Here is a 22067-nt window from a genome sequence, read left to right on the forward strand (position 1 = left end):
CCGTCCGCGTCAGTAGCTGCTGGAGCTGTCCGAGTTGACGGCGATCACGATCATCACGATGTAGAAGATGATCAGCAGCACCAGCAGGGCGGTGAGGATCCAGCCGACGATGATGGCCGCCTTGGCCATCCCCTCGCCCTGCTCGCCGGTCTCCCGGATCTGCTTCCGGGCGACGTGGCCCATGATCGCGCCGATCGGGGCGGTGATGCAGGAGGTGAAGCCGACCAGCGAGAGCACCAGCGCCACGATGGCCAGGGTGTTCGTCTTGCTGGACGGCGGCGCGTACGCGGGGTAGCCCGGCGGCGGGTAGCCGGCCGCCGCGTACGGGTCGCCGGGCGGCGGGTAGCCGGGGGCGGCGTACGGGTTGCCGGGCGGCGGGTAGCCGGGGGCGGCGTACGGGTTGCCGGCCGGCGGATAGCCGGGGGCGGCGTACGGGTCGCCGGACTTCATGCCGGCGTACGGGTCGGCGGGCGCGTACGGGTCCGCCGAGGTCGGCTGGGCCGGGATGGGGTTGCCGGCCATCGGCAGCGTCGGGTCGGCCGGCGGGCTCGACTGCGACCCGGCCGCCGATGGGTCGTGCCAACCACCGGGCGGTGGGGGATAGCTCATTCGATCATCTCCATGGACGTGGTGCGGTCAGGGTAGCCACCGGCGGGCAAGTCGCAGGACCCCCTTTCCGGGTGCCGCGTTGCCCGGATCGTCCACAGCGGGCAGGATCGCGGCATGGCACTTGACGCGCGCGGTGGTCGGTCACGACGGGACGTCAGCCGGCCCGGGCTGGTGCGCCGGCCCCGTGCCGGCGGCCCGGCCGGCACGGCCGACCAGGACCAGCCGGCACCGCTCGAAGAGCCGACCACCATGCGCCTGGACGGCCGGGTCGCCCTGGTCACCGGCGCGGGCAGTCCGGACGGCATCGGGTACGCGACCGCGCGCCGCCTGGCCGACCTGGGCGCCCGGGTGGCGATCGTCTCCACCACCCGGCGGATCCACGACCGGGCCGGCGAGCTGGGCGTCACCGGCTTCGTCGCCGACCTCACCGACGAGTCCGAGGTGGGCGCGCTCGCCGACGCGGTGGCCGAGCAGCTCGGCGATGTCGAGGTGCTGGTCAACAACGCCGGCCTGGCCAGCCGGGCCAGCCCGGAGGTGCTCCGGCCGGTGGCCCAGCTGACCTACGACGAGTGGCGCGGCGAGATCGACCGGAACCTGACCACCGCGTTCCTGTGCAGCCGCGCGTTCATCAGCGGGATGGCCGAGCGGGGCTGGGGGCGGATCGTCAACCTGGCGGCCACCGCCGGGCCGGTCAACGCCCTGCCCACCGAGGCCGGATACGCGGCGGCGAAGGCCGGCGTGGTCGGGCTGACCCGCGCGCTGGCCATGGAGATGATCGCCGACGGGGTGACCGTGAACGCGGTGGCGCCGGGCATCATCCACACCGCGGCGTCCACGATGGTCGAGATCAAGCAGGGTCTCGGCACCCCGGTCGGCCGCCCCGGCACGCCGGACGAGGTGGCGGCGGCCATCGCCTTCCTCTGCTCGCCGGCCGCGTCCTACGTCACCGGGCAGATGCTGGTGGTCGACGGCGGGAACAGCGTCCGGGAGGCGGAGTTCCGCTGACGGTCAGTAGTTGCCGCCGTTGTCCGAGTTGGCCCAGATGGCCAGGCCGATCCAGCCGCAGCAGACCAGCAGGCCGATCGCGGTGAAGACGTAGCTGAGGATCAGCCCCCAGGTGGCGAGCTGGTCGCCCTCCTCGCCGGTCCGCCGAATCTGCCGCTTGGCCAGGTGACCGCAGACGATGCCGGCCGGGGCGAAGACGAACGCGAAGACCAGTGACAGGATGGCGAGCACGTTCGGCCCGCCGCCGCGTGGCTGCGGACCCGGGCCGGGCGGCCCGTACTGGCCGTACGGGGGCTGCGGGGCGTAGGGCGGCTGGGCGGCCCCGGGCGGCTGGTGCCCCCAGTGCGGCTGCTGCTGCGGCTCCCCGTACGGCTGGCCGTAGGCCGGCGGCTCGTACGGCGACGGCGGCTGATCCGGCTCACCGGGTGGTTGGCTCACGCCCTCCTCGCCCCCTCGCTGCAGGTCGACGGCCCTCTCCCTTGCGGACGCTACCCGCAGCGGTGAACCTTTTCACAGCGGTTGTGTGGACTGGTCACCTTGGCTCCGCCGGTCCCGGGGCCGATACTGACCGAGCGTTCAGTTACCCACGAGTAATGCGCCGATCCCCCGGAGGCTGAGATGGCCCGACTCGCCCAGACGCCCGGCCTGACCGACGTGCAGCGGTCGATCCTGGAAACCGTCCGGGAGTTCGCCGACAAGGAGATCATTCCGCACGCCCAGCGGCTGGAGCACGCCGACGAGTACCCCACCGACATCCTCGACGGGATGCGCGAGATGGGGCTGTTCGGCCTCACCATCGACGAGGAGTACGGCGGTCTCGGCGAGTCCCTGCTGACCTACGCCCTCGTGGTGGAGGAGCTGTCCCGGGGCTGGATGTCGATCTCCGGCATCGTCAACACCCACTTCATCGTGGCGTACCTGATCTCCCAGCACGGCTCGGCCGACCAGAAGGCCCGGCTGCTGCCCCGGATGGCCACCGGGGAGGTGCGCGGCGCCTTCTCGATGTCGGAGCCCGAGTGCGGCTCCGACGTCTCGGCGATCAAGTCGAAGGCGGTCCGCGACGGCGACAACTACGTGCTCAACGGCCAGAAGATGTGGCTGACCAACGGCGCCTACTCCTCGGTGGTCGCCACCCTGGTCAAGACCGACACCGGGGCCGACTCGGTCTACGGCAACATGAGCACCTTCCTGCTGGAGAAGGAGCCCGGCTTCGGCGAGACCGCGCCCGGCCTGACCATTCCCGGCAAGATCGACAAGATGGGCTACAAGGGCGTCGAGACCACCGAGATGGTGCTCGACGGCGTCACGGTGCCCGCCTCGGCCGTGCTCGGCGGCGAGGAGAAGGTCGGTCGCGGCTTCTACCAGATGATGGACGGCATCGAGGTCGGCCGGGTCAACGTGGCCGCCCGCGCCTGCGGCATCTCCATCCGCGCCTTTGAACTGGCCGTCGCGTACGCCCAGCAGCGCCGCACCTTCGGTCAGCCCCTCGCCAAGCACCAGGCCGTCGCGTTCAAGCTCGCCGAGATGGGTACGAAGATCGAGGCCGCCCACGCCCTCATGGTCAACGCGGCGCGGCTCAAGGACGCCGGCCAGCGCAACGACGTCGAGGCCGGGATGGCCAAGCTGCTCGCCTCCGAATACTGCGCCGAGGTCGTCCAGGAGGCGTTCCGCATCCACGGCGGCTACGGCTACTCCAAGGAGTACGAGATCGAGCGGCTGATGCGGGAGGCCCCGTTCCTGCTCATCGGCGAGGGCACCTCGGAGATCCAGAAGACCATCATCTCCCGGGGCCTGCTCAAGGAGTACAAGCTCTGACGGCCGTTCGCCCCGCCGGACGCTCCGGCGGGGCGACACCTCAGCCGTCGGCCCGGGACGCTCCGGCCGGTACGTGCCGACGGGCCCGGGTCACCAGGGCCTTCGGGTCGTCGGCATACAGCCGGATCTCCCGCACCGGCTCGCTCGGCCCCTTCGGCAGGCGCACCGACAGCGGCTCCCGCAGCACGACGTCCACCGCGGTCTGGCTGCCGACGCCGAGGTTCAGCACCGCCGGGTCCTCGGGGTCGTACTGCACGGCCCGGCTGGACGGTAGCGACCGGTAGTGGGCCTCCACCCGGGCGACGGCGCTCCACAGGATCAGCACGTCGAGCGAGACGCCGTTGCGGATCCGCAGGCCGGTGTCGTCGACGACGTGCGGGTGGATCCGGAGGCTGGCGAGCAGCCCGACCATCCACAGCACGCCCCAGACGCCGAGCCCGATGGCCACCTGCCGGACCGTCGGCCAGTCGACGGTGTGCCGGAGGATCAGGTCGAGGACCGGGATCTCGATCGTCGACAGCGCGATGAACACGCCGAGGATCGGCTGCACCACGCCGGCGTAGCCGAACGTCTCCGCGCCCGGCGCCAGCCGATAGGGCCGCCGCAGGAACCACCGGGCCAGGCTGCGCCACATGCCCCACTCGTACTCCACCGCGCGACGTGCGAGCCTGACCACGTCGATCTTCCCCATCCCCGCCCACCCTCCCTTTGCATTGCAGTTGCAACGTAAACGCTCGGCAGGGCTATGTCAATGCAGTCGTATTGTGAAAGCATGGGGGGATGCCGAAGCGGGTCGATCACCGGGAGCGCCGGGCGCTCATCGCGGACGCGCTCATGCGGGTCGCGGCCGAGCAGGGACTGGAGGCGGTCAGCCTCCGGCACGTGGCCGCCGCGGCCGGGGTCAGTTCCGGGATGGTGCAGCACTACTTCCGCACCCGGGACGAGATGATGACCTTCGCGCTCGCCGTGGTCCGGGAACGCAACGAGGCCCGGGTGACCCGGGCGGTCGCGGCGCTCGGCGCGACGCCGACGCCGCGCGCGCTGCTGCGGACCATGCTGGCCGAGTTGCTGCCCCTAGACGAGGAGCGCCGGGCCGACGGCCGCGTGGCGCTGGCGTTCCTGGCCTACACCGCCGTACGCCCGGCCGTCGCCGCCGCGCTGCACGACGAGACGGCCGCCCTGCTGGGCTTCATCGCCGGCCTGATTCGTGCCGGGCAACCGGCCGGCGCAGAGGGCCGAGTGGACGCGGAACGGGCCGCAGTCGGGCTGCTGGCCGTCATGGAAGGGCTCGGCATCTACCTGCTCGGCGGGCACTACTCGCCGGAGACCGCGCTGGCCGCCCTCGACACCCAGCTCGACCTGCTTCTCGGCCCCGAACCGGCTGCCTGACCCGCTCCCGAGGTCAGCGCCGGCGGCTCAGGCCTCCGGCGGCCCGCTCGATGATGAGGCAGCGGTCCTCGACGTAGTCGATCCCCGCCTCCTCGGCGATCCGCCGCGCCTCGGCCGAGACGATCCCGAGCTGCAACTAGACCGCCGGCGCGCCGATCGCCACCGCCTCCCGGACCACCTCGACGGCGTCCCGGGCCGGACGGAACACGTCGACCAGGTCGACCGGGTGCGGGATGTCCGCCAGCGACGGGTACGCCTTCTCGCCGAACAGCTCGTCCACCGTCGGGTTCACCGGGATGATCCGCCAGCCGTGCCCCTGCATCTCCAGCGGCACGCGGTGCGCGGCCTTGCCCGGGTCCCGGGACGCACCCACGACGGCGATCACGGCGGAGTCGGCGAGGATCTGCTGGGCGGAACGCATTCCCCGAGCCTATCCCCGCCGGTGCCCGACAGCCGGCCTGGCTCTTTCTTAGAGGGCATCTCGTGTGGATCTGATCTGATACACGCTGGTTGCTGCCTTGCTGGAGTCGAGGATCTTGCGCCGTGATGATCGATGGATGACGACCCCTCGCCGTCCGTATCGCACCGATCTGTCTGATGCCAGGTGGGCGTTGATCGAACCGACCATGACCGGCTGGCGGGCGGCTCAAGGCGGCCTGGGCCTGAAGAAACCGGTGCATGACCTGCGGGAGATCGTGAATGCGATCCTGTACGTCAACCGGACCGGCATTGCGTGGGAGTACTTGCCCCACGACTTCCCGCCGTACAAGACCGTGCACTCGTACTTCACTCGCTGGGCCGCTGACGGCACCACCGAGACGATCCACAACCTGCTGCGCGGCAAGGTCCGGCAGGCAGCCGGCCGTGACCCGGAGCCCAGCGCGGCGATCATCGACTCGCAGAGCGTCAAGACCAGCAGCAACGTGCCCGAAGCCAGCCAGGGCATCGATGCCGGCAAGAGGATCAAGGGCCGCAAGCGGCACCTGGCCACCGACGTCCTCGGTCTGCTGCTGGTGGTGATCGTCACCGCCGCCAGCGTCTCCGACACCGCCGCCGGCCGTGACGTCATCGACCGCCTCGCCGCGACCCACCGTCACATCAGCACAGTGTGGGTTGACGCCGGCTACCGCGCCACTGCCATCGCCCGCGGCGCCGCCCACGGCATCGACGTGCAAGTCGTGCCGAAAACACCAGGCCAGAAGGGCTTCCAGCCCTTGCCCAAGCGGTGGGCCATCGAACGCACCAACGGCTGGATCATGCTCCACCGACGACTCGTCCGCGATTACGAGACGTCACCAGAGCACTCCCGAGCCCACATCCACTGGGCCATGATCGACAACATGAGCCGGCGATTGACCCACGAGACGACTCCATCCTGGCGCGACGACCACCCCGAGACGGACACACCGCTACACATCTAAACGGGATGCCCTCTTACAGCAGGGTCAGCTGTTCGGGCGCCGGGGCGGGCGCGGCCGGTAGTTGGCGGTTCTCGCCGACCTCGCCCCGGTGCAGCCCGTGCCGGCGGGCCGCCATCCGCACCCGCGCGGTCACCTCCCGCTGGTACGCCTGCGGCGCGTACGCCCCGGCCTGGTAGAGCTGGCGGTAGCGGGGGACCAGGTGCGGGAACTCGCGGGCCAGCCAGTGCGCGTACCACTCGCGTGCGCCGGGGCGCAGGTGCAGCGGCAGCGGGGTGACGCCGGTGGCCCCGGCCGCGGCGATCGCGGCCACCGTGGCGTCGATCGACTCGTCGTCGTCGCTGAGCCCCGGCAGGATCGGCGCCATCAGCACCCCGACGGCGAAGCCGGCGTCGGTGAGCTGGCGTACCGCGTCGAGGCGGCGGCGCGGGCTCGGCGTGCCCGGCTCGACCGCCCGCCACAGCGCCTCGTCCACGAACCCCACCGAGTAGGACAGCCCGACGCGGGTCACCTCGGCGGCCTGCCGCAGCAGCGGCAGGTCGCGCAGCAGCAGGGTGCCCTTGGTCAGGATCGAGAACGGGTTGGCGAAGTCGCGCAGCGCCTCGATGATCTGCGGCATCAGCCGGTAACGCCCCTCGGCCCGCTGGTAGCAGTCCACGTTGGTGCCCATGGCGATGTGCGCGCCGCGCCACTTCGGGGCGGCCAGCTCCCGGCGCACCAGCTCGCCGGCGTTGACCTTGACGATCACCTTGCGGTCGAAGTCCGCCCCGGCATCGAGGTCGAGGTAGGTGTGCGTGTTGCGGGCGAAGCAGTTGTGGCTGACCACCCCGTTGGCGATGAAGTCGCCGGTGCCGGTGGTGATGTCCCACAGCGGCAGCTCCAGCCCGAGGTCCTCGATGCCGGTCACCCGCAGCCGGGCCCGGCACTTGAGCGCCATGCCCTCGATCGAGCGCTTGCCGGTGATCGCCGGGTCGGCCAGGTGGAAGAAGCGCAGCCGCTCCGGCAGGCCGCCGGTCAGCCGGAGCTGGCGCACCCGGTTGAGGTTGCCCGGGTCGTCGAGCACCCACCGGAAGCCGAACCGGTCCAGGGCGGCGCCCACCCGGCCCAGGCTCCCGTCGTCACCCACGCTGATCCGGAAGACGCCGCGCCGGCAACTGCCGGCGGCGTCGAAGATGCCGGCGAGGAGACCCAGCCACCAGTCGTCCGTCGGCTCGTCCGCCGGCCGGATCAGCTCGGCGACCGCCTCGGCGTCACCGGGCCGGGCGGTGCGGATCGCGGTCGTCGACCGGCGACCGGCCCGGACCGGCGGGCCCGACATCCGCTCCGTGCCGATCCCCGCGTCGGCGAGGAACCGTTCCGCGCGCTCCAGCGCCTCCTCGTCGGCGGTGGCCAGCCGGAAGCGGCTGCCCGGATGGTCCGCGTCGCGCACCACGGCGCAGAGGTAGCCCCGCCGGTAGTCGGCGGAGCGCTTCGGGGCGGTGGCGAACCGGCCGGTGCCGAGCAGCCGGTTGCGGGTGGTCAGGTAGGGCCGGCGGCCGCCACCCCCCATGCTGCCGGTCACGTGCTTCCAGCCGCGTTCGGTGAGGAACCGGTGGTCGCCGCTGGCCACCAGGGTGGTGCCGTCCTCCAGGGTGACCCGGTGGGCCCGCTTCACCGTCGACCACTTGTCGAGCACCGTGGTCACCACGTAGTGCCGGTAGGCCCCGCGCCGCTCGGTGCCGTAGATCCGGTCGCCGACCTCCAGCTCGCTGATCGCCTTGGTGCGACCGTCGGCCATCAGGATCGGCGTGTCACCCGCCAAGCAGTACACACACGCGTGGCTGCAGCCACGGTAGGGGTTGATCGTCCACTCGAACGGGACGCGGGACTGGCCCGGCACCCGATTGATGATCGACTTGGCCCGCACCTCGTAGAAGGTCATGCCGGCGAAGCCGGGGGTGTCGAACGTGCGGGCGATCGCGCCGGGGAGCGCCAGCGGCAGGGGTGGAGTCGCTGGCGCTGCCCCGTCGGGAGTCCCCTCGTCCGGGGGAGCGGAGAGGTTGTCCCAGCGCATGTGGTTCATTCGAACACGCGTACGAACGAAGTGCAAGTGACCCGCCGAACACCGGTCACCGGAGTGGGGCGGGCGGGGTGCAGGATGGGGGTATGGAGACGTCGACCTTCGTCTACGACGGCGACTGCGCGTTCTGCACCCGCTGCGCACAGATCATCGAGCGTCGGATCCCGACCGGGGCCCGGGTGCTGCCCTGGCAGTTCGCCGACCTCGACGCGCTGGGCCTGACCGCCGCCGAGTGCGAGGAGGCGGTGCAGTGGGTCGGCGGGGACGGCGTACGCGCCGCGGGACCGGACGCCATCGCCCGGCTGCTCGGCGACAGCAACCCGTTCTGGCGGATCGCCGGGGCCGGCCTGCGGCTGCCTCCGGTACGCGCGGCCGCCTGGCCGGCGTACCGCTGGGTGGCCCGCAACCGCCACCGGCTGCCCGGCGGCACCGCGGCCTGCGCCGTGCCCTCCGCCGGCCGCGACTGACCCCCGGCCCGGCCCGGCCGGTCAGTCGGGCAGGCCGGTGCAGGCGGTGCCGTCGATGGTGCAGGCCGTGGGGGTGGCACTGATCGCCGCGCCGCTCACCCGGAACGTCACCCGCACCATGCCGCCGCCGGGCACCCGTCCGGTGTCCCCCTCCGGCACGAAGGTCCACGTCGCGCCGTCCCGGCTGGTCCGGGCCCCGGTCACCGAGGTGACCTGGAGCGACTCGCGGGGCAGCACGATGACGAGGTGCCAGTCCGGCGCCGGCGCCGTACCCGGGTTGTTGATCGTCACCGCGGCGCCGTAGCTCAGCAGGGCGCTCTCCTCGACGGCGAAGTCGGCGCGCAGCGCGACGGGTGCGGGTGGCGCCGCGGTGGTCGCCGACGGCGTCCCGGCCGACCGCGGGGCGGCCGGCGGGCCGGGGGCCGGTGGCGCCGCCCGGGTCATGGGGGGTGTGGAGCTCCGGGGGGTGGCGACGATCGCACCCGGCCGCTCGTCCGGCGTGCCGGTCTCGGCCGGCTCGGTCGCCGGCACGCCCGCGCCCGGCCCGACGGCCACCGGGGTCAGCCGTTCCGGCGTGCGCAGCACCGTGACGATCGAGTAGGCGGTGGCCAGCAGCACGCCCAGCGCGGCCACGATGGCGACGTGCGCGAGCCGCGAGCCGTCACCTCGGCCGAGGAGGGCGCGACGCGCGGACGCGGCCACGGCGACGACACCGTCCAACAGGACGATCGGCAGGGTCCGCCGTGGCGGCGACGGTGGTGCCGGCACTGGCCCTTCCCCCTTCAGGTCGTCCGTCGGACCGGAGTCCGCGGTCCTCCGGTCCCCGTGGTCCCCGCCGGTCAGAGCGTGCGGAGCCCGTCGAGCAGCGCCTCGAGCAGTGCCCTGGACGGCACCTCGGACAGCGTCGGCGGCTCGTGCGTCTCGATCAGCCCCGCCGCCAACAGGTCCCCGAGTAGTACCCGGACGCTACCCAACGGCAACCCCAGTTCGGCAGCGACCTCCGCCACCGACAGTGGACGGTGGCACCGCTCGATTATGCGGGCCTGCTCGGGAAACAGCTGGGCGGAGGCCGGGGCCGCCCGCCGGGCCACGACGAGGGAGATCAGGTCGAGCCGACCGTGGTCGGAGGTGAGACGGCCCCGCGTCAGCGTGTACGGCCGGGCCACCGGTCCGGCGTCCTCGTCGTACCACGCCTCGTCATGGTCTCCAGTGGTGCGCACCGCTGTCCCCGCCTGTCCCCGTGCGGGCCGGCTCGAGGTACACGGGCAGGGCCCGCTCGGCCTGTGCCGCGAAGAGCGCCACCTCGTACGCCATGTCGCCGACGTCGGCGTCGTCGCCCATCCGGACGGTGAGGATCGCTCCGCCCCGGGTGGTGGCGATGAACACGAACGCGCGTGACATCTGCACGATGACCTGCCGCAGGGCGCCGGTGGCGCACACCCGGGCGGTCGCCTGTCCCAGCGCGTACAGGCCGCTGACCAGGCTGGAGAGCTGCTCCGCGAGGCGGTCCGGCAGGTTCCGGGACCGGCCGAGCAGCAGCCCGTCGGGGGAGAGGACCACGGCGACCTCGGCCCCGGGGACCCGGTCGACCAGGCCGTCCAGGGCGGCCGTCAGGCTGTCGGTGGTGACCGCTGAAGGAGTCATCTAGGTCCTCTCGCCGCTGTTGCGGAGCGTTGTCTCGACGATGTCGGGGTCGGTGGCGCCGGGTGCGGGCCGGACAGCCCCGGACTGGCGGATCCGCGTGGGCAGCCCGCCGCCGGCCGGCGGGTGCGTGGCCCGGGCCGGCACGGCCTCGCCGCCGGCGACCGGGCCGCCGTGGGGTGCGGTCGCGGTCACCAGGCCGGGCGGGAGCAGTACGACGGCGGCGGTTCCGCCGCGCGGGCCGGGCCGCAGCGAGACCCGGGCGCCGCAGCGGGCGGCGAGCAGGGCGGCGACGTACAGCCCGGTCCCGCCGGCGGGCGGGCCGTCCGGGGGCGGCCGGTCCAGCAGGTCGTTCGCCTCGGCCAGCGCGGCGGCGCTCAGGCCGGGCCCGTCGTCGAGGATCACCACGGTGCAGCCCTGCGGCCCCGGCTCACCGGCGACCCGAACGGTGGTGTGCTCCGGCGAGCAGGCCACCGCGTTCTCGATCAGCTCGGCCAGCAGGTGGACGACGTCCGTGACGCCGGACCCGGCGAGCGACCACGGCCAGTGCGGTGCGACCAGGACCCGGTGGTAGTCCGGCACCTCGGCGACCGCCCCGCGGACCACGTCGAGCAGCGGCACCGGTCTCCGCCAGCGGCGGGCCGGCCTCCCGCCGGCGAGGATGACCAGCTTCTCGACGTTGCGCCGGACACGGGTGGCGAGATGGTCGAGCCGGAACAGGTCGGCGGTCTCCTCCGCCGCCCGCTCCCGTCGCTCCATCGCGTCCAGCAGCGTGAGCTGGTCGCGCAGCAGGGCCTGGTTGCGTCGGGTCAGCCGGAGGAACAGCTCGCCGGTGGAGGTCGCCTCCGGCGGGGAACCGGCCCCTCCGTCGGCCAGCCGGCGGACGGTGCGGGACCAGCCGACCAGCACGACGAGCACCGCGATGAGCCCCAGCCCCACCACCACGCCGGTCCGGGTGACCACCAGCGCGGCGGCCGGCGCGGCCCGCTCGACGCTGTCGCGTGCCGCGACGATCACCAGCTCCCGCAGTCCGGTCAGGGCCGGGTCGACCGTCGCCCGCCAGCGCTGCGCGCTGATCCCGGTCGGGACGTCGGCACCCGGCGCGCGGAGCAGTCGGTCCTCCAGCCGGAGCAGCTCGGCGAATCCGGGGCTCTCCACCAGCCGCCGGTGCTGGTCGCGTCCGGTGGCCGGCAGCCCCACGGCCGCCGTCGCCCGGGCGTACCGCTGGGTGGCCACCAGCTCGGCCAGGCGGCGCCGGTCGTCGTCGTCGATCTCGCCGCCGGCCAGGGCCGCGGTCACCAGGGTGTCCTCCCGGGCGAGCAGCTCGCGGGCCCGGGCCAGCGCGACGACCGCACGGGTCTCGCCGGCCAGGTCGTCCTCGCGTCCGCCCCACTCCGGGCCGTACACCGCGAAGGCGGCGTCGATCAGCCGGTCGTATCCGGCGACCGCGCTGGGCCGGTCGAGTCGCCCGCCGTCCACCTCGGACCGGAGGGTGGCCAGCCCGGTCAACTGGCGGACCAGCTCATCGGCCCGGTCCCGCACCGCGCCCGCGGTGAGCAGCCGCGGGTCGTGGCCTTCGGTGAACGCGCGCACCGGGGCGACCGTGCCGTCCGTCCGGTCCCGCGCCTCGGCCAGCGCGGCCCGTGTCCGTCCGGCTCCGGCGATCGTCTCGGCGGTCAACCGGCGTTCCCGCTGCAGTTGGAGGATCAGCAGGTCGGTGGGCTGGCCCAGGGTGTCGGCCAGGACCCGGACCCGGACCAGGTCCGCGGCGTCCCGGCCGGTGAGCACCGCCGAGTACGCCCACAGGGTCAGCAGGAGGGCCGCCAGCGCACCCAGCTTCAGCCGTAGCCCTTCCCCCTGGCTCACCGCGGGTCCCGTTCCGGCCACGGCTGCCGGCCCGCCGCGCTCGACCGGTCGGCGACGATGGTGCGCAGCAGGGCCAGCAGCTCCGCCCGGTTGGCGCAGTTCAGCCGGGACCGCATCCGCGCCACGTGGTGCTCCACGGTCTTCGCCGAGATGAAGAGCCGGTCGCCGATCTCCCGGTAGGTCAGCCCGGCCAGCACCAGCTCGGCCACCTCGTGCTCGCGGTCGCTGAGCCGGTACCGGGTGGGACCGGTGACGGCGTCGGCGGCCGGTGCCGAGCCGTCGTCCGCCCCGGCGGGCGCCCCGCCCGTGCGGGCGGGCGGGCGGGCCTGGAGCACCCGGGCGCACTCCAGCAGGGTGGTCATCGCCCGCCGGTCCGAGGTCCGGATCGCGGCCTGTCCGGCGAGGCGGGCGGCGTCCCAGCACAGCCCGGCGTCGTGCAACCCGCGGGCGGCGGCCTCCACCCGGACCGGGTCCACGACCCCACGCAGCACCTCGACCCAGCTCGTGGCGGCCGCGGCGACCACGGCGGCGTACCGGCTGTGGTCGGCCGCGGCGAGCAGGGCGGCGACGTGTGCGTCGGCGACGGCCGGCTGCTCGGTGAGGATCGCGGCGTGCAGCCCGGTCCAGTGCAGCGGCGCGCTCCACAGCGCCGGGTTGCCGAGCCGGTCCAGCAGGAGCCAGGCCTCCCGCAGGTAGGGCTCCAGTCGGGCCAGGTCGCCCAACCGGGCGCCGGCCACCGCGAGTTCGCCCAGCGGCAGCAGCGTGAACAGGTCCACCGGGTGCCGGACCACCGCCTCCAACGCCGGCCCCCAACCGCGTTGCAGCCCTCCGAGGTCGCTGTTGCGCCGGGCGATGCCGAGTTGGAGCGCGCTGGTCAGCAGCAGGTCGCGCGACTCCAGCGGTCGCTCGTCGGCGGTCAGCGCGGCGAGGTGGTCGGCCGCGCCGGCCGTCTGGCCGCGGACCATCCGGATCCAGGCCTGCAACAGCCGGTGCCGCCGGGCCATCAACGGCCCACCGATGCCGGTCGTCACGGCCCGGTCGAGCACCCCCTCGGCGATGTCCAACTCGGCACAGTGGATCGCGGTCAACGCGGCGAGTGCGGCCGGGCTGTCCGGCAGGAGCGCGCGCCGCCCGTCCGGCTCCAGCAGTGCGGTCGCCTGCACCAGCCGGGAGAGCGCGCTGGTCGGCGGGCCGGTGATGCTCTCCCGTACCCCCTCGGCCATCAGCCGGGCGGCACTGGTGTGCAGGCTCGGCGGCCCGCCGGCCGGGTCGTCGGGCTGGTCCGTGCCCGTGGCCGGGCGGCCGAGGGCGAGCGCCCCGACGGTGGCGAACGCGGTGGACGCGGCGTGGCCCGACCACCGGAACAGCTCGACGCTGCGCTCCACCTGGCCGCGGTGCGCCAGCGCCGTCCCGGCCACCGTGGCCGCCTCCGCCCGCACGGCCGAAGGGGCCGTCGCGAGCAGCCGGTTCGCCAGCCGCAGCGCGGCCTCCAGGTCGCCGGCGAGCGCCGCGGCGACCGCCTGACGGGCGGCGGCCGGCAGCCCTCTCGCGGCGGCCGCGGCGAACAGTTCCACCGAGAGCGCCGGCTCGGCGCCGAGCGCCTCCTCGGCCGCGGCCGCCAGCGCCGCGGCCGGGCAGTCGTCGAGCGCGCCGGCCGCGCGCAGCGCCCGGACCAGCGGGAGCACCGCCGCGCCGCGACCGAGCTGCACCTCGATGAGGCGGCGCCAGATCGCGGTGCGTTCGGTGGCCGGGCTGAGCGTGATGACCGCGCGCCGCACGATCGGCGCGAGCCGGCCGTCGGCGCCGAGCAGGCCGGCCGCCCTGGTGTACGCCACCAACTCGTCCACCGCCTCCGGCTCCCGGTCGAGCAGCGGCCCGAGCAGGTCCACCGGCAGCGGCACGCCCGCGGCGACGGCCAGCAGCAGCCGCCGGACGTCCGGTGGCAGCTCCTCCAGGTCCGGCCCGAACTGGAGCACGGCCGGCCGGGGTGGCTCGGTCGGAACACCGGGCCGGCTCTCCTGCCCGCACAGGCCCCGGACCAGCCGGTCGACGTCCCGCGGGACACCGCCGGTCTGCGCGTGCACGAACGCCACCAGTTCGCTCTTCGGGCCGAGCTCCGGTACGCCGGCGAGGTAGTCGCGGGTCTGCTCGGCGGTGAACGGGCTGAGCACGACCTGCTGCCCGTCCCGTTTCAGCGCGTCGGCCAGCGCGGCCAGCGCCGCCCGCCGGGGCCACGGGCGGTAGCCGACCAGCAGCCGGTGCCGGCGGCCGACCACCAGCCGGCGCAGGGTCTCGAGCCGTGCGTCGTCCAGCAGGTGCGCGTCGTCGACCAGCAGGACGGCCTCCGGATCGACCGGGCCGGACCCGCTGGGCGCGCCTTCCCGCACGGTGTTGCCCGCGTCCCGGTGGGCCCGCGCCAGCTCCCTGAGCAGGGCGCTCTTTCCGTGGCCGCCGGGACCCGTCACGCCGACGGCGAGGGGACGCCGGGGATCCGCCGCGACCACCCCGAGCAGGGTGGTCGGTCCCGTGCCCAGCACGAGCCGGGCGTCGGTGGCGGCGCTCATGATCATGACGGTCATCCTTCGCGGTCCCGGCTCCGGCCGCGGGCCAGTGCCAGACGGGACGCCTTCGGCAGGTTCAGCGGGGTGATCCGGACGGGCGGCCGGGCCGGCGGCTCGCCGTGGACGGTCCGGTCGGGCTCGGCGGGCCGCCACGCCGGAAGGGCCGGCCCGGCGTCACTGACCGGCGCGGAGGCGGGTGCCGGCGCCGGGCGGCGGGGCCGCGGTGACACCACCTGGCAGGCGGCCAGCGCCGCCCCGGTGGCGGCGGTCAGCTGGGGATCCGGCTCGACCTCGACCGGGACCGGCAGGGCCGCGGCGAGCAGTTCGGTGACCAGCGGGATCCGGGCCGAGCCGCCGGCCAGGAGGACGCCGTCGAGCTGCGCCGGCGTCAGGCCGGCGGAGTGCACGGTCTGCACCAGCAGGTCCACGGTGGCCCGTACCGCGGGTCGGATCATGTCCTCGAACTGCGCCCGGGTCACCGGCACCCGGACCGGCCCGCTCGGCAGGGTCAGCATGACGTCGGTCTCCGGGCCGACGGTGAGCTCGTGCTTGGCCCGGCCGCACTCGGCCAGCAGCCCGCGCAGGGTCGGGTACGCCTCCGCGCCGGCGAACTCACGGCCGAGCGCGGCCCGGACGTGTTCGGCGAGCGCCTCGTCGAAGTCGGTGCCGCCGAGCGTCTCCAGGCCCTGCGGCAGGCCGAACGTCTCGTACCGGCCCCGCGCGTTGCGGCGGACCAGCGCCGCCTCGAAGGTGTTGCCGCCCAGGGCGTAGACCGCGGCCGTGGTGCCCGGGAACCCGCGCGCCGCGTGGCTCTCGGCCACCGTGACCGTGCGGGGGAGCAGCGTCACGTTGCGCAGGTCGAGGCCCCACAGTGCCCGGTGCAGCAGGTCGCGCCGGTGCGGGCCCCACCCGGCGGGGTGGCTGAGCACGACGGCCTCGGCGAACCCGCCCTCGTGGGCGGAGACACGGTGCACCACCCACGTCGCGAGTTCGGCGACCAGCGTCTCCGGCGGGCACGGCTCGCCGCCGAGCAGGAGGGGCACGTCGTCGCCGACCCGGCGGACGAAGTCCCGGGTGGTGCGGCTGTGGTCGTCGGCGGCCGGCTGGCCGACCATGAGCGACCCGTCCGGCGCCAGGTGCAGCACGGACGGGACGACGGCCGAGCCGGCGCCCAGCGCCACCGCCTCGGGGCGGGCCCAGGTGTCGCCCCGTCGCCGTGCGACGGTGGCGGCCGTGCCGGTGTTCCCGATGTCCAGTCCCAGGACGTACGGCATTCGTTTTTCCTCCACCGCGAGTGGCCCTGGCGACGGTGTCGGCACCGTGGCGACCCACCCCCGGCGAACCCCGTGGGCTCCTACGTTCGTACCAGAGATCGCCTCCGACCCGGTACCCTAACTCGGGCCGGCCCGGCCTCCCCTGTCCCCCTAACACCCGAGGGGCGACGACCCCCTAATCGGCCGGGGCGGGTTGCGGGTCGCGCCCCGATGACGACCCCGGGCCCCCGGCCATAGCGTCACTGTCGCGGCACGACGGTGCTGACGCTACGTTCGAGGAGAAGTCCCCATGGATTCGCACCAGACCCTGCACGACTTCGTGCTCAACCTGCTCACCGACCCCGACGCGCGGTCGGCCTTCGACCTCGACCCGGAGGGTGCGCTGCAGGCCGCGGGGCTCACCGACGTCACCGCCGCCGACGTGCAGGACGTCGTGCCGCTGGTGGTCGACTACGCCCCCGGCGCGGCGGGGCTCGCGCCGGTGGCCCCGGTGGTCGGGCAGCTCGGGCTCGACCCGCTGACCAGCGACGCCACCGACGTGGTCGGCCAGCTCCAGGCGGTGCCGTACCAGGTCGGCGTCAGCAGCTCCCACAGCGGTGTGGACGTGTCGGCCGGCGCGCTGGGCGCCATCGCGGTCGACCCGGCCGGCCTGTACGCCGGGGCGGCCCTGGTCCCGGGCATCGGCCTCGGCGTCGGGCCGGGCGGCCTCGGCACCGACCTGACCGGGGTGCACGACGTGGCGGACACCCTCGACTCGGACGTGGTGGGCGCGGTGGACACGGTCGCCGACCCGGTCGTCGGGGATGTCGCCGGGACGGTCGGCGACCCGCTCGGCACCACGGCCGGCCTCGACCTGCTGCACGACGGTGGGGTGCTCGGCGGCGACCTCGGCGTCCTCTCCGGTACGCAGGGCCAGGTCGACGGCGTCGTCGGTTCGCTCGGCGTCGACCAGACCCTGGGCGGGCTCGGCCTGGGTGACGGCTCCGGTGTGGTGCCGCCGGTGCACGTGCCGGCCACCGTGGACGGTGTGACGCACCAGGTGGACAGCACCCTGTCCGGCGTCACCGGCACGGTCAGCGGCGTGACGGGCACGGTCGGCGGCCTGACCGGCGGGATCACCGACGGGGTGTCCGGCGACGCCGGGGTGGACGGCGCGGGGGTCCACGGCGACGTGCACGGCTCGACCGACGGCGGTCTGCTGGGCGGCCTGTTCTGAGCGAGGGCTCAGCCAGGAGCGGGAGGCCCGATCCGGCCTCCCGCTCCTGTTCCCGTTCGCGGCCCTCTTGATAATTGAGCCGAAATCCGCACACTTGGTGCGTGATCGCGGGGATCTGGCTGGATGTGCTCGATGAGATCGCCCGTACGTGTGGCGCACACGGGCGGGGCGATCTGCTCCAGACGGTGCGGCAGAAGCGGGTGCAACTCCTGGACCCGAGGCTGCGCGTGCTGGTCATCGGCGAGTCGCAGCAGGGCAAGAGTCAGCTGATCAACGCCATCGTCAACGCGCCCGCCTGCCCGGTCGGCGACGGCCGCACCACCGTGCTGCCGACCGTGGTGCAGCACGCCGAGGTGCCGTCGGTCGCCGTGGTCCAGGCGCCGCCACCCGCCCCGGGCCGGCCCGCCGGGCCGGTGCTCCCGGTGACCGGCGAGCGGACTCCGGTGCCGCTGGACCAGGTCGCCGCGGGGGTGGCCGGCACGTTCGGTCGTCGGCCCGGCGGCGGCCCGGCGTACGTCGAGATCGGACTGCCGCGCGCGCTGCTCGGCTCCGGGCTGGTGCTGGTGGACACCCCGGGCACCGAGGAGGTGGCCACCCTGAGCGCCGCCGGCCCGACCGCGTCGCCGGCGTGGGCGGACACCGTGCTGCTGGTGTCCGACTCCACCCGGGAGCTCTCGGCCGGCGAGCTGACCATGCTGCTGCACGTCGCCCGGTCGCACCCGAACGTGGTGCTGGTGCAGACCAAGACCGATCTCGTACCGGACTGGCGGGCGGTCGCCGAGCGCAACCGGCAGCACCTGGCCGAAGCCGGGGTGCCGGCGCCGGTCATCCCGGTCTCGGCGGCCCTGCGGCTGCGCGCGGCGGTCGGCGACGACCGGGAGCTGAACGCCGAGTCCGGCTTCCCCGTGCTGATCGCCCGGTTGCAGCGGGACCTCGCCGGCAAGTCCGACCGCCTGGCCCGGGCCGCGGTCGCCGTGACCGCCCGGACGGTGGTCGAGCAGCTGGCCGCGCCGCTGCGCGCCGAGCTGGAGAGCCAGCAGGCCGAGGAGCAGTCCGGCCCGATCTCGCGGCTGCACGCGGCGCAACGTGAGGTCGACGAGTTGCGTCGCTGCTCCACGAGGTGGCAGAACACGCTCGCCGACGAGATGGCCGACCTGCTCTCCGACATCGAGTACGACCTGCGCGACCGGACCCGGCGGATCCTGCGCGAGGTCGACGAGGCGTTCGACAGCGCCGACCCGCTGGTCAGCTGGGACAGCTTCCAGGAGTGGCTGGAGCGCAGCCTGCTGGAGGCGGCGGAGGCCAACCACGAGTGGCTGGTCCGGCGCTGCGACTGGGCCGCTCGCCGGGTGGCCGACAACTTCTCCCGGTACGGCGGGGACGTGCTGCCACCCTGGTCGATGACGACACCGGCGGAGCTCGGTGACGGCCTGCCGGAGCTGGAACGGCCTCCCGTCGACCGGTTCACCACCAGCCAGAAGCTGATCAGCGGCATGCGCGGTTCGTACGGCGGCCTGTTGATGGTCGGGCTGGCGACGACGCTGGCCGGGATGCCCATGATCAACCCGCTCTCGGTCGGGGTCGGCGCGCTGTTCGGCGGCAAGAGCATCCGCGACGAGAGCAAGCAGCTGCTCCGGCGCCGCCAGGCGGTGGTCAAGACGGCGATCCAGCGGCACGTCGACGACTTCTTCGTCCGGGTCACCAAGGACCGCCGGGACGCCGCCCGGCAGGTGCAGCGGATGCTGCGGGACCACTTCACCGGGCTGACCGAGGAACTCCAGGAGGCCATCATCCGGTCGTTCCGCAGCGCCAAGCAGGCCGCCGACACCGACGCGGCCGTCCGCGACCAGCGGCAGCGCGAGATCCGGCTGAAGATGACCCGACTGGCCGGGCTCTTCGAGCAGGCCCAGCAGTTGACCGGCCCGGCCCGCCCGGCGCCGCTGGAACCCCGGCCATGACCGTCGGGCTGCGGCTGGACGAGGCGGTGTGGGGGTTGCTGCACCAGGCGCTCCAGCACTACCGGAACGACCCGAGGGCGACGGACCACCTGCGGCACCAGTTGGCCCGGCTGGAGCAACCGCTGCGGGTCGCGATCGCCGGCCCGTGGCGGTCCGGCAAGTCGACCCTGCTGAACGCGATCATGGGCGAGGAGGTCGCGCCGGTCGATGGGGTGGACGGCAGCAGCGTCTTCACCTGGTACGAGGACGGGCCGCAGCCGCGCGCGACCGCGTACGCGACCGGCCAACCGCCGCAGGAGCTGGCGATCGCCAAGTCGGCGACCGGGATGCGGGTGGATCTCGTCGGCTGGCGGGCGGGCGAGCTGCGGGACATCGCGGTGCAGTGGCCGACCCGGACGCTGCGCCAGGTGACGCTGATCGACACGCCGGCCACCGGCCTCGACGAGCAGGGCCGGGCGCCGGTGATGGAGCGGGTGCTGCGGGACGCGGACGCGGTGCTGTACCTGACCCGTGACGGCCGGGACAGCGACCTGCGGGTGCTGGAGACCAGCCGGGAGAGCGCGGTCGGGCAGGCCGCCGCGGTGCACGTGATCATGGTGCTGTCACGGGTGGACGAGACCGGCGGCGGTCGGATCGACGGCCTGCTCGCCGCCCGCCAGCTCGCCCGGCGGCAGCACCGGGACCCCCGGGTGAACGAGCTCAGCGTGCACGTCGTCCCGTGCAGCGGCCTGCTCGGCCTGGCCGGCCGGATCCTCAGCGAGTCCGACTACGCCGTGCTCGCCGCGCTGGCCCGGGTGCCCCGCCCGGAGCTGGAGCCGCACCTGCTCTCGGCCGATCGTTTCGTCCGCGGCGACCTGCCCGTCCGGCTCGACGCCGGGGTCCGCGCCGGGCTGCTGGCCCGGCTCGGGCTGTTCGGGATCCGGCTGGCGACCACGCTGATCCGTACCGGCTGCGACAGCCGGGCGAAGCTCTCCGCCGAGCTGATCCGGCGCAGCGGCCTGACCGAGCTGCGCGAGTCGATGGCCCGCTTCCTGGTCGACCGGCGGGACACGCTCAAGGCCCGGTCGGCGCTGGCGGCCGTCGAGGCGCTGCTGCGGGCCGAGCCCGGCCGGGGTGCGGACGAGCTGCTGGGCCGGGTCGAGCAGATCCTCGTCGGGGCGCACGAGTTCCGCGAGCTGCGCCTGCTCGCCGCGCTGCGGACCAGCCGGCTGGGGTTCGACGCCGAGCTGGCCGAGGAGGCTGCCCGGCTGGTCGGCGGCGACGGGGTCGGCCTGGCGGCCCGGCTCGGCGTGGAGCACGACGCGACGGTGCACCGGCTCTGGGAGGTCGCCGCCGAGGCGCAGTGGCGGTGGCGGAACCGGGCGGAGGATCCGCTGCTACGCCTGGCCCAGCGGCGCGGCGCCCAGGTCGTCGTCCGCAGCTGCGAGGGGATGCTCGCCGAGCTGGCCGAGGGGGGCCGGTGAGCGGCGCCGGCGGAGCAGCGCGATCGGGCGGACCTTCTCCAGGGGCAGGAAACTGGTCATCGCCACCAGGTGCGGCGCGAACGAGATGGTGATCGTCGCGATGGTCACCAGGTGGAACGAGTAGAAGAAGCCGACCATGGCCAGCCGCCACCGCTCCGGCAGCAGGAAGACCAGCGGGCTGAGCAGCTCGAAGGCGAGGATGCCGAACTGGGCGACGATCAGCAGGTGCGGCACCTGGGCGATCACGTCGGCCAGGTCGGTGCCGCGCCGGATGATCGCCCGGGCCAGCACCGAGCCGGTGGCCCAGTCCAGGCCGCCGAAGCGGAACTTGGCCCAGGCGGCCAGGAAGTAGGTGCAGATGACCGCGATCTGGGTGACCCGCAGCGCCCAGCCGCCCGCCTCGGTGCGGGTCGGGTCGCCGTGCCGGGCCCGCCCGGCGGTGGGCAGGACGGCCAGCGCCACGAGCAGCCCGACGCGGTCGTGGTCGACCTTGCCGTAGCTCATCGCGACGATCATCCACTGGAAGTAGAGCGCGAAGACCGTCCAGCCGAGCAGCCGCGGCGCCCGGCCGGTGGCGGCGAGCAGGGAGACCGCCACCAGCACCCAGAAGATCACGCCGACCAGGGCCGGGGTGGGGGTGGGCAGCGGGAGCAGCCGGCCGATCAGCAGCGGCTGGTAGAGGTCGCCGGGCACGTCGACCCGGGTGCGTACCCAGGGGGTGAAGACCACCAGGTCGGCGGCGACGAAGAGGTAGACGAGGGTGCGGAAGGCGGCCACCCGGCCGCGCGGAACCGCCTCGGTCAGCCAGCCGGTCACGGGATGGTCTCCCAGCGTACGGCGGTGCGGTCGGTCCAGCGACCGGTCGGGCGACCGCCCTGGATGTCGTGCCAGCGGACCACGATGCGGACCTCGACCAGCGCGGGGGCGGCCGGGTGGCGCTCGGCGTACGCCTCGGCGACCCGGCGCAGCAGGCCGGGATCGGCGGCGTACCGGTCCTGCTGGCCCTCGATCTCGGCGCGCCGGATGCCGGTGGCGTCCTGGCCGAGCGGCACCACCGCCCCGGTGCGGTCGACGCCCTCCACCCGGGTGTCGGGGGCGGGCGCGTCCGGCGGGTCGGAGGTGGAGTACATCCGGAACGGCCCGAACGGGAAGTCGTCGTCGGTGCCGCGCACGGTGCCGAGGAGGAGCAGCGCCAGCCCGAGCAGCGTGGCGCCCAGCCGGACGGCACGCCCGCGGGTGGTCAAGGTCTCCATCGGCTGGTGACGATACGGGAGAAACATGTCCGGAAGGCGTCGGTCTGTCGGCCATTCCTGACTGTCCGTGTCG

Annotated in this window: 20 protein-coding genes and 1 pseudogene; 8 read left to right on the forward strand and 13 right to left on the reverse strand. The window is 74.3% G+C overall.

Going from position 1 to position 22067, the window contains the following annotated elements:
• Positions 1 to 9: 9 nt before the first annotated feature.
• Positions 10 to 609, reverse strand: a complete 600-nt coding sequence (locus tag AC0OLQ_RS04340) for a DUF4190 domain-containing protein (protein ID WP_484530276.1) — start codon at positions 607 to 609, stop codon at positions 10 to 12.
• Positions 610 to 723: 114 nt separating this feature from the next.
• On the opposite strand from AC0OLQ_RS04340, the gene AC0OLQ_RS04345 reads away from it, so the two are divergent.
• Positions 724 to 1614 (forward strand): SDR family NAD(P)-dependent oxidoreductase, encoded by an 891-nt coding sequence (locus AC0OLQ_RS04345; RefSeq protein ID WP_484530277.1) that lies wholly within the window; start codon positions 724 to 726, stop codon positions 1612 to 1614.
• A gap of 3 nt (positions 1615 to 1617) precedes the next feature.
• On the opposite strand, the gene AC0OLQ_RS04350 is transcribed toward AC0OLQ_RS04345, so the two are convergent.
• Positions 1618 to 2052: a DUF4190 domain-containing protein gene (locus tag AC0OLQ_RS04350; protein WP_484530278.1), complete on the reverse strand. Its 435-nt coding sequence runs from the start codon at positions 2050 to 2052 to the stop codon at positions 1618 to 1620.
• Between the two features lie 180 nt (positions 2053 to 2232).
• Here AC0OLQ_RS04350 and AC0OLQ_RS04355 point away from each other — a divergent pair, with 180 nt between their 5' ends.
• On the forward strand, positions 2233 to 3429 hold the full coding sequence (locus tag AC0OLQ_RS04355; RefSeq protein WP_154229816.1) for an acyl-CoA dehydrogenase family protein: 1197 nt from the start codon (positions 2233 to 2235) through the stop codon (positions 3427 to 3429).
• Positions 3430 to 3469: 40 nt separating this feature from the next.
• Here AC0OLQ_RS04355 and AC0OLQ_RS04360 read toward each other — a convergent pair whose 3' ends face one another.
• A complete protein-coding gene (locus AC0OLQ_RS04360) occupies positions 3470 to 4120 on the reverse strand; it encodes a PH domain-containing protein (RefSeq protein ID WP_484530279.1) in 651 nt (216 codons plus the stop codon).
• An 89-nt stretch (positions 4121 to 4209) separates the two neighbouring features.
• Between AC0OLQ_RS04360 and AC0OLQ_RS04365 the strand changes: the two genes are divergently transcribed.
• Entirely contained in the window at positions 4210 to 4818 is a 609-nt protein-coding gene (locus tag AC0OLQ_RS04365; RefSeq protein ID WP_484530280.1) for a TetR/AcrR family transcriptional regulator, read from the forward strand.
• A 13-nt stretch (positions 4819 to 4831) separates the two neighbouring features.
• On the opposite strand, the pseudogene AC0OLQ_RS04370 reads toward AC0OLQ_RS04365, so the two are convergent.
• Positions 4832 to 5239, reverse strand: a pseudogene (locus AC0OLQ_RS04370) (CoA-binding protein).
• Positions 5240 to 5375: 136 nt separating this feature from the next.
• Here AC0OLQ_RS04370 and AC0OLQ_RS04375 point away from each other — a divergent pair.
• Positions 5376 to 6239, forward strand: a complete 864-nt coding sequence (locus AC0OLQ_RS04375; RefSeq protein WP_484532267.1) for an IS5 family transposase — start codon at positions 5376 to 5378, stop codon at positions 6237 to 6239.
• A 13-nt stretch (positions 6240 to 6252) separates the two neighbouring features.
• On the opposite strand, the gene AC0OLQ_RS04380 is transcribed toward AC0OLQ_RS04375, so the two are convergent.
• A complete protein-coding gene (locus AC0OLQ_RS04380) occupies positions 6253 to 8298 on the reverse strand; it encodes an intein-containing Rv2578c family radical SAM protein (RefSeq protein ID WP_484530281.1) in 2046 nt (681 codons plus the stop codon).
• 83 nt (positions 8299 to 8381) lie between these two features.
• Here AC0OLQ_RS04380 and AC0OLQ_RS04385 point away from each other — a divergent pair, with 83 nt between their 5' ends.
• A complete protein-coding gene (locus tag AC0OLQ_RS04385) occupies positions 8382 to 8762 on the forward strand; it encodes a thiol-disulfide oxidoreductase DCC family protein (RefSeq protein WP_484530282.1) in 381 nt (126 codons plus the stop codon).
• A gap of 21 nt (positions 8763 to 8783) precedes the next feature.
• Here the strand turns inward: AC0OLQ_RS04385 and AC0OLQ_RS04390 are convergent, their stop codons facing one another.
• The 6 genes from AC0OLQ_RS04390 to AC0OLQ_RS04415 form a co-directional block, all read right to left on the reverse strand.
• Positions 8784 to 9530, reverse strand: coding sequence for a cellulose binding domain-containing protein (locus AC0OLQ_RS04390; RefSeq protein ID WP_484530283.1), 747 nt, complete (start codon positions 9528 to 9530; stop codon positions 8784 to 8786).
• 71 nt (positions 9531 to 9601) lie between these two features.
• Entirely contained in the window at positions 9602 to 9982 is a 381-nt protein-coding gene (locus AC0OLQ_RS04395; protein ID WP_484530284.1) for a DUF742 domain-containing protein, read from the reverse strand.
• The gene (locus AC0OLQ_RS04400; RefSeq protein WP_484530285.1) at positions 9960 to 10406 is read right to left on the reverse strand and encodes a roadblock/LC7 domain-containing protein; all 447 of its coding nucleotides are present in this window, start codon (positions 10404 to 10406) and stop codon (positions 9960 to 9962) included. The genes AC0OLQ_RS04395 and AC0OLQ_RS04400 overlap by 23 nt, the downstream gene beginning before the upstream one ends.
• Positions 10407 to 12269 (reverse strand): sensor histidine kinase, encoded by a 1863-nt coding sequence (locus tag AC0OLQ_RS04405; RefSeq protein ID WP_484530286.1) that lies wholly within the window; start codon positions 12267 to 12269, stop codon positions 10407 to 10409. It abuts the gene before it with no gap.
• Complete coding sequence (locus tag AC0OLQ_RS04410; protein ID WP_484530287.1) at positions 12266 to 14839, reverse strand: helix-turn-helix transcriptional regulator; 2574 nt, start codon at positions 14837 to 14839, stop codon at positions 12266 to 12268. The genes AC0OLQ_RS04405 and AC0OLQ_RS04410 overlap by 4 nt, the downstream gene beginning before the upstream one ends.
• A 5-nt stretch (positions 14840 to 14844) precedes the next feature.
• Positions 14845 to 16104, reverse strand: coding sequence for an Hsp70 family protein (locus AC0OLQ_RS04415; RefSeq protein WP_484530288.1), 1260 nt, complete (start codon positions 16102 to 16104; stop codon positions 14845 to 14847).
• A 289-nt stretch (positions 16105 to 16393) separates the two neighbouring features.
• Here AC0OLQ_RS04415 and AC0OLQ_RS04420 point away from each other — a divergent pair, with 289 nt between their 5' ends.
• From AC0OLQ_RS04420 to AC0OLQ_RS04430, 3 genes are all read left to right on the forward strand, one after another.
• The gene (locus AC0OLQ_RS04420; RefSeq protein WP_357343102.1) at positions 16394 to 17320 is read left to right on the forward strand and encodes an IniB N-terminal domain-containing protein; all 927 of its coding nucleotides are present in this window, start codon (positions 16394 to 16396) and stop codon (positions 17318 to 17320) included.
• A gap of 101 nt (positions 17321 to 17421) precedes the next feature.
• A complete protein-coding gene (locus AC0OLQ_RS04425) occupies positions 17422 to 19278 on the forward strand; it encodes a dynamin family protein (protein ID WP_484530289.1) in 1857 nt (618 codons plus the stop codon).
• Complete coding sequence (locus tag AC0OLQ_RS04430; protein WP_484530290.1) at positions 19275 to 20741, forward strand: dynamin family protein; 1467 nt, start codon at positions 19275 to 19277, stop codon at positions 20739 to 20741. The genes AC0OLQ_RS04425 and AC0OLQ_RS04430 overlap by 4 nt, the downstream gene beginning before the upstream one ends.
• On the opposite strand, the gene AC0OLQ_RS04435 is transcribed toward AC0OLQ_RS04430, so the two are convergent.
• The gene (locus tag AC0OLQ_RS04435) at positions 20655 to 21557 is read right to left on the reverse strand and encodes an MFS transporter permease (protein ID WP_484530291.1); all 903 of its coding nucleotides are present in this window, start codon (positions 21555 to 21557) and stop codon (positions 20655 to 20657) included. The two genes, AC0OLQ_RS04430 and AC0OLQ_RS04435, sit on opposite strands and share 87 nt — an antisense overlap.
• Positions 21554 to 21994, reverse strand: coding sequence for a hypothetical protein (locus AC0OLQ_RS04440; RefSeq protein ID WP_484530292.1), 441 nt, complete (start codon positions 21992 to 21994; stop codon positions 21554 to 21556). Before AC0OLQ_RS04440 ends, AC0OLQ_RS04435 begins: the two co-directional genes overlap by 4 nt.
• Positions 21995 to 22067 lie beyond the last annotated feature (73 nt).

This window comes from Micromonospora sp. Utrum1 (assembly GCF_057197805.1).

Coding starts and splice junctions, on each gene's coding strand:
- AC0OLQ_RS04410 (WP_484530287.1), bottom strand. CDS start 14,839: ATGATCATGAGCGCCGCCACCGACGCCCGGCTCGTGCTGGGCACGGGA.
- AC0OLQ_RS04360 (WP_484530279.1), bottom strand. CDS start 4,120: ATGGGGAAGATCGACGTGGTCAGGCTCGCACGTCGCGCGGTGGAGTAC.
- AC0OLQ_RS04340 (WP_484530276.1), bottom strand. CDS start 609: ATGAGCTATCCCCCACCGCCCGGTGGTTGGCACGACCCATCGGCGGCC.
- AC0OLQ_RS04345 (WP_484530277.1), top strand. CDS start 724: ATGGCACTTGACGCGCGCGGTGGTCGGTCACGACGGGACGTCAGCCGG.
- AC0OLQ_RS04375 (WP_484532267.1), top strand. CDS start 5,376: ATGACGACCCCTCGCCGTCCGTATCGCACCGATCTGTCTGATGCCAGG.
- AC0OLQ_RS04380 (WP_484530281.1), bottom strand. CDS start 8,298: ATGAACCACATGCGCTGGGACAACCTCTCCGCTCCCCCGGACGAGGGG.
- AC0OLQ_RS04365 (WP_484530280.1), top strand. CDS start 4,210: ATGCCGAAGCGGGTCGATCACCGGGAGCGCCGGGCGCTCATCGCGGAC.
- AC0OLQ_RS04355 (WP_154229816.1), top strand. CDS start 2,233: ATGGCCCGACTCGCCCAGACGCCCGGCCTGACCGACGTGCAGCGGTCG.
- AC0OLQ_RS04440 (WP_484530292.1), bottom strand. CDS start 21,994: ATGGAGACCTTGACCACCCGCGGGCGTGCCGTCCGGCTGGGCGCCACG.
- AC0OLQ_RS04385 (WP_484530282.1), top strand. CDS start 8,382: ATGGAGACGTCGACCTTCGTCTACGACGGCGACTGCGCGTTCTGCACC.
- AC0OLQ_RS04420 (WP_357343102.1), top strand. CDS start 16,394: ATGGATTCGCACCAGACCCTGCACGACTTCGTGCTCAACCTGCTCACC.
- AC0OLQ_RS04415 (WP_484530288.1), bottom strand. CDS start 16,104: ATGCCGTACGTCCTGGGACTGGACATCGGGAACACCGGCACGGCCGCC.
- AC0OLQ_RS04430 (WP_484530290.1), top strand. CDS start 19,275: ATGACCGTCGGGCTGCGGCTGGACGAGGCGGTGTGGGGGTTGCTGCAC.
- AC0OLQ_RS04400 (WP_484530285.1), bottom strand. CDS start 10,406: ATGACTCCTTCAGCGGTCACCACCGACAGCCTGACGGCCGCCCTGGAC.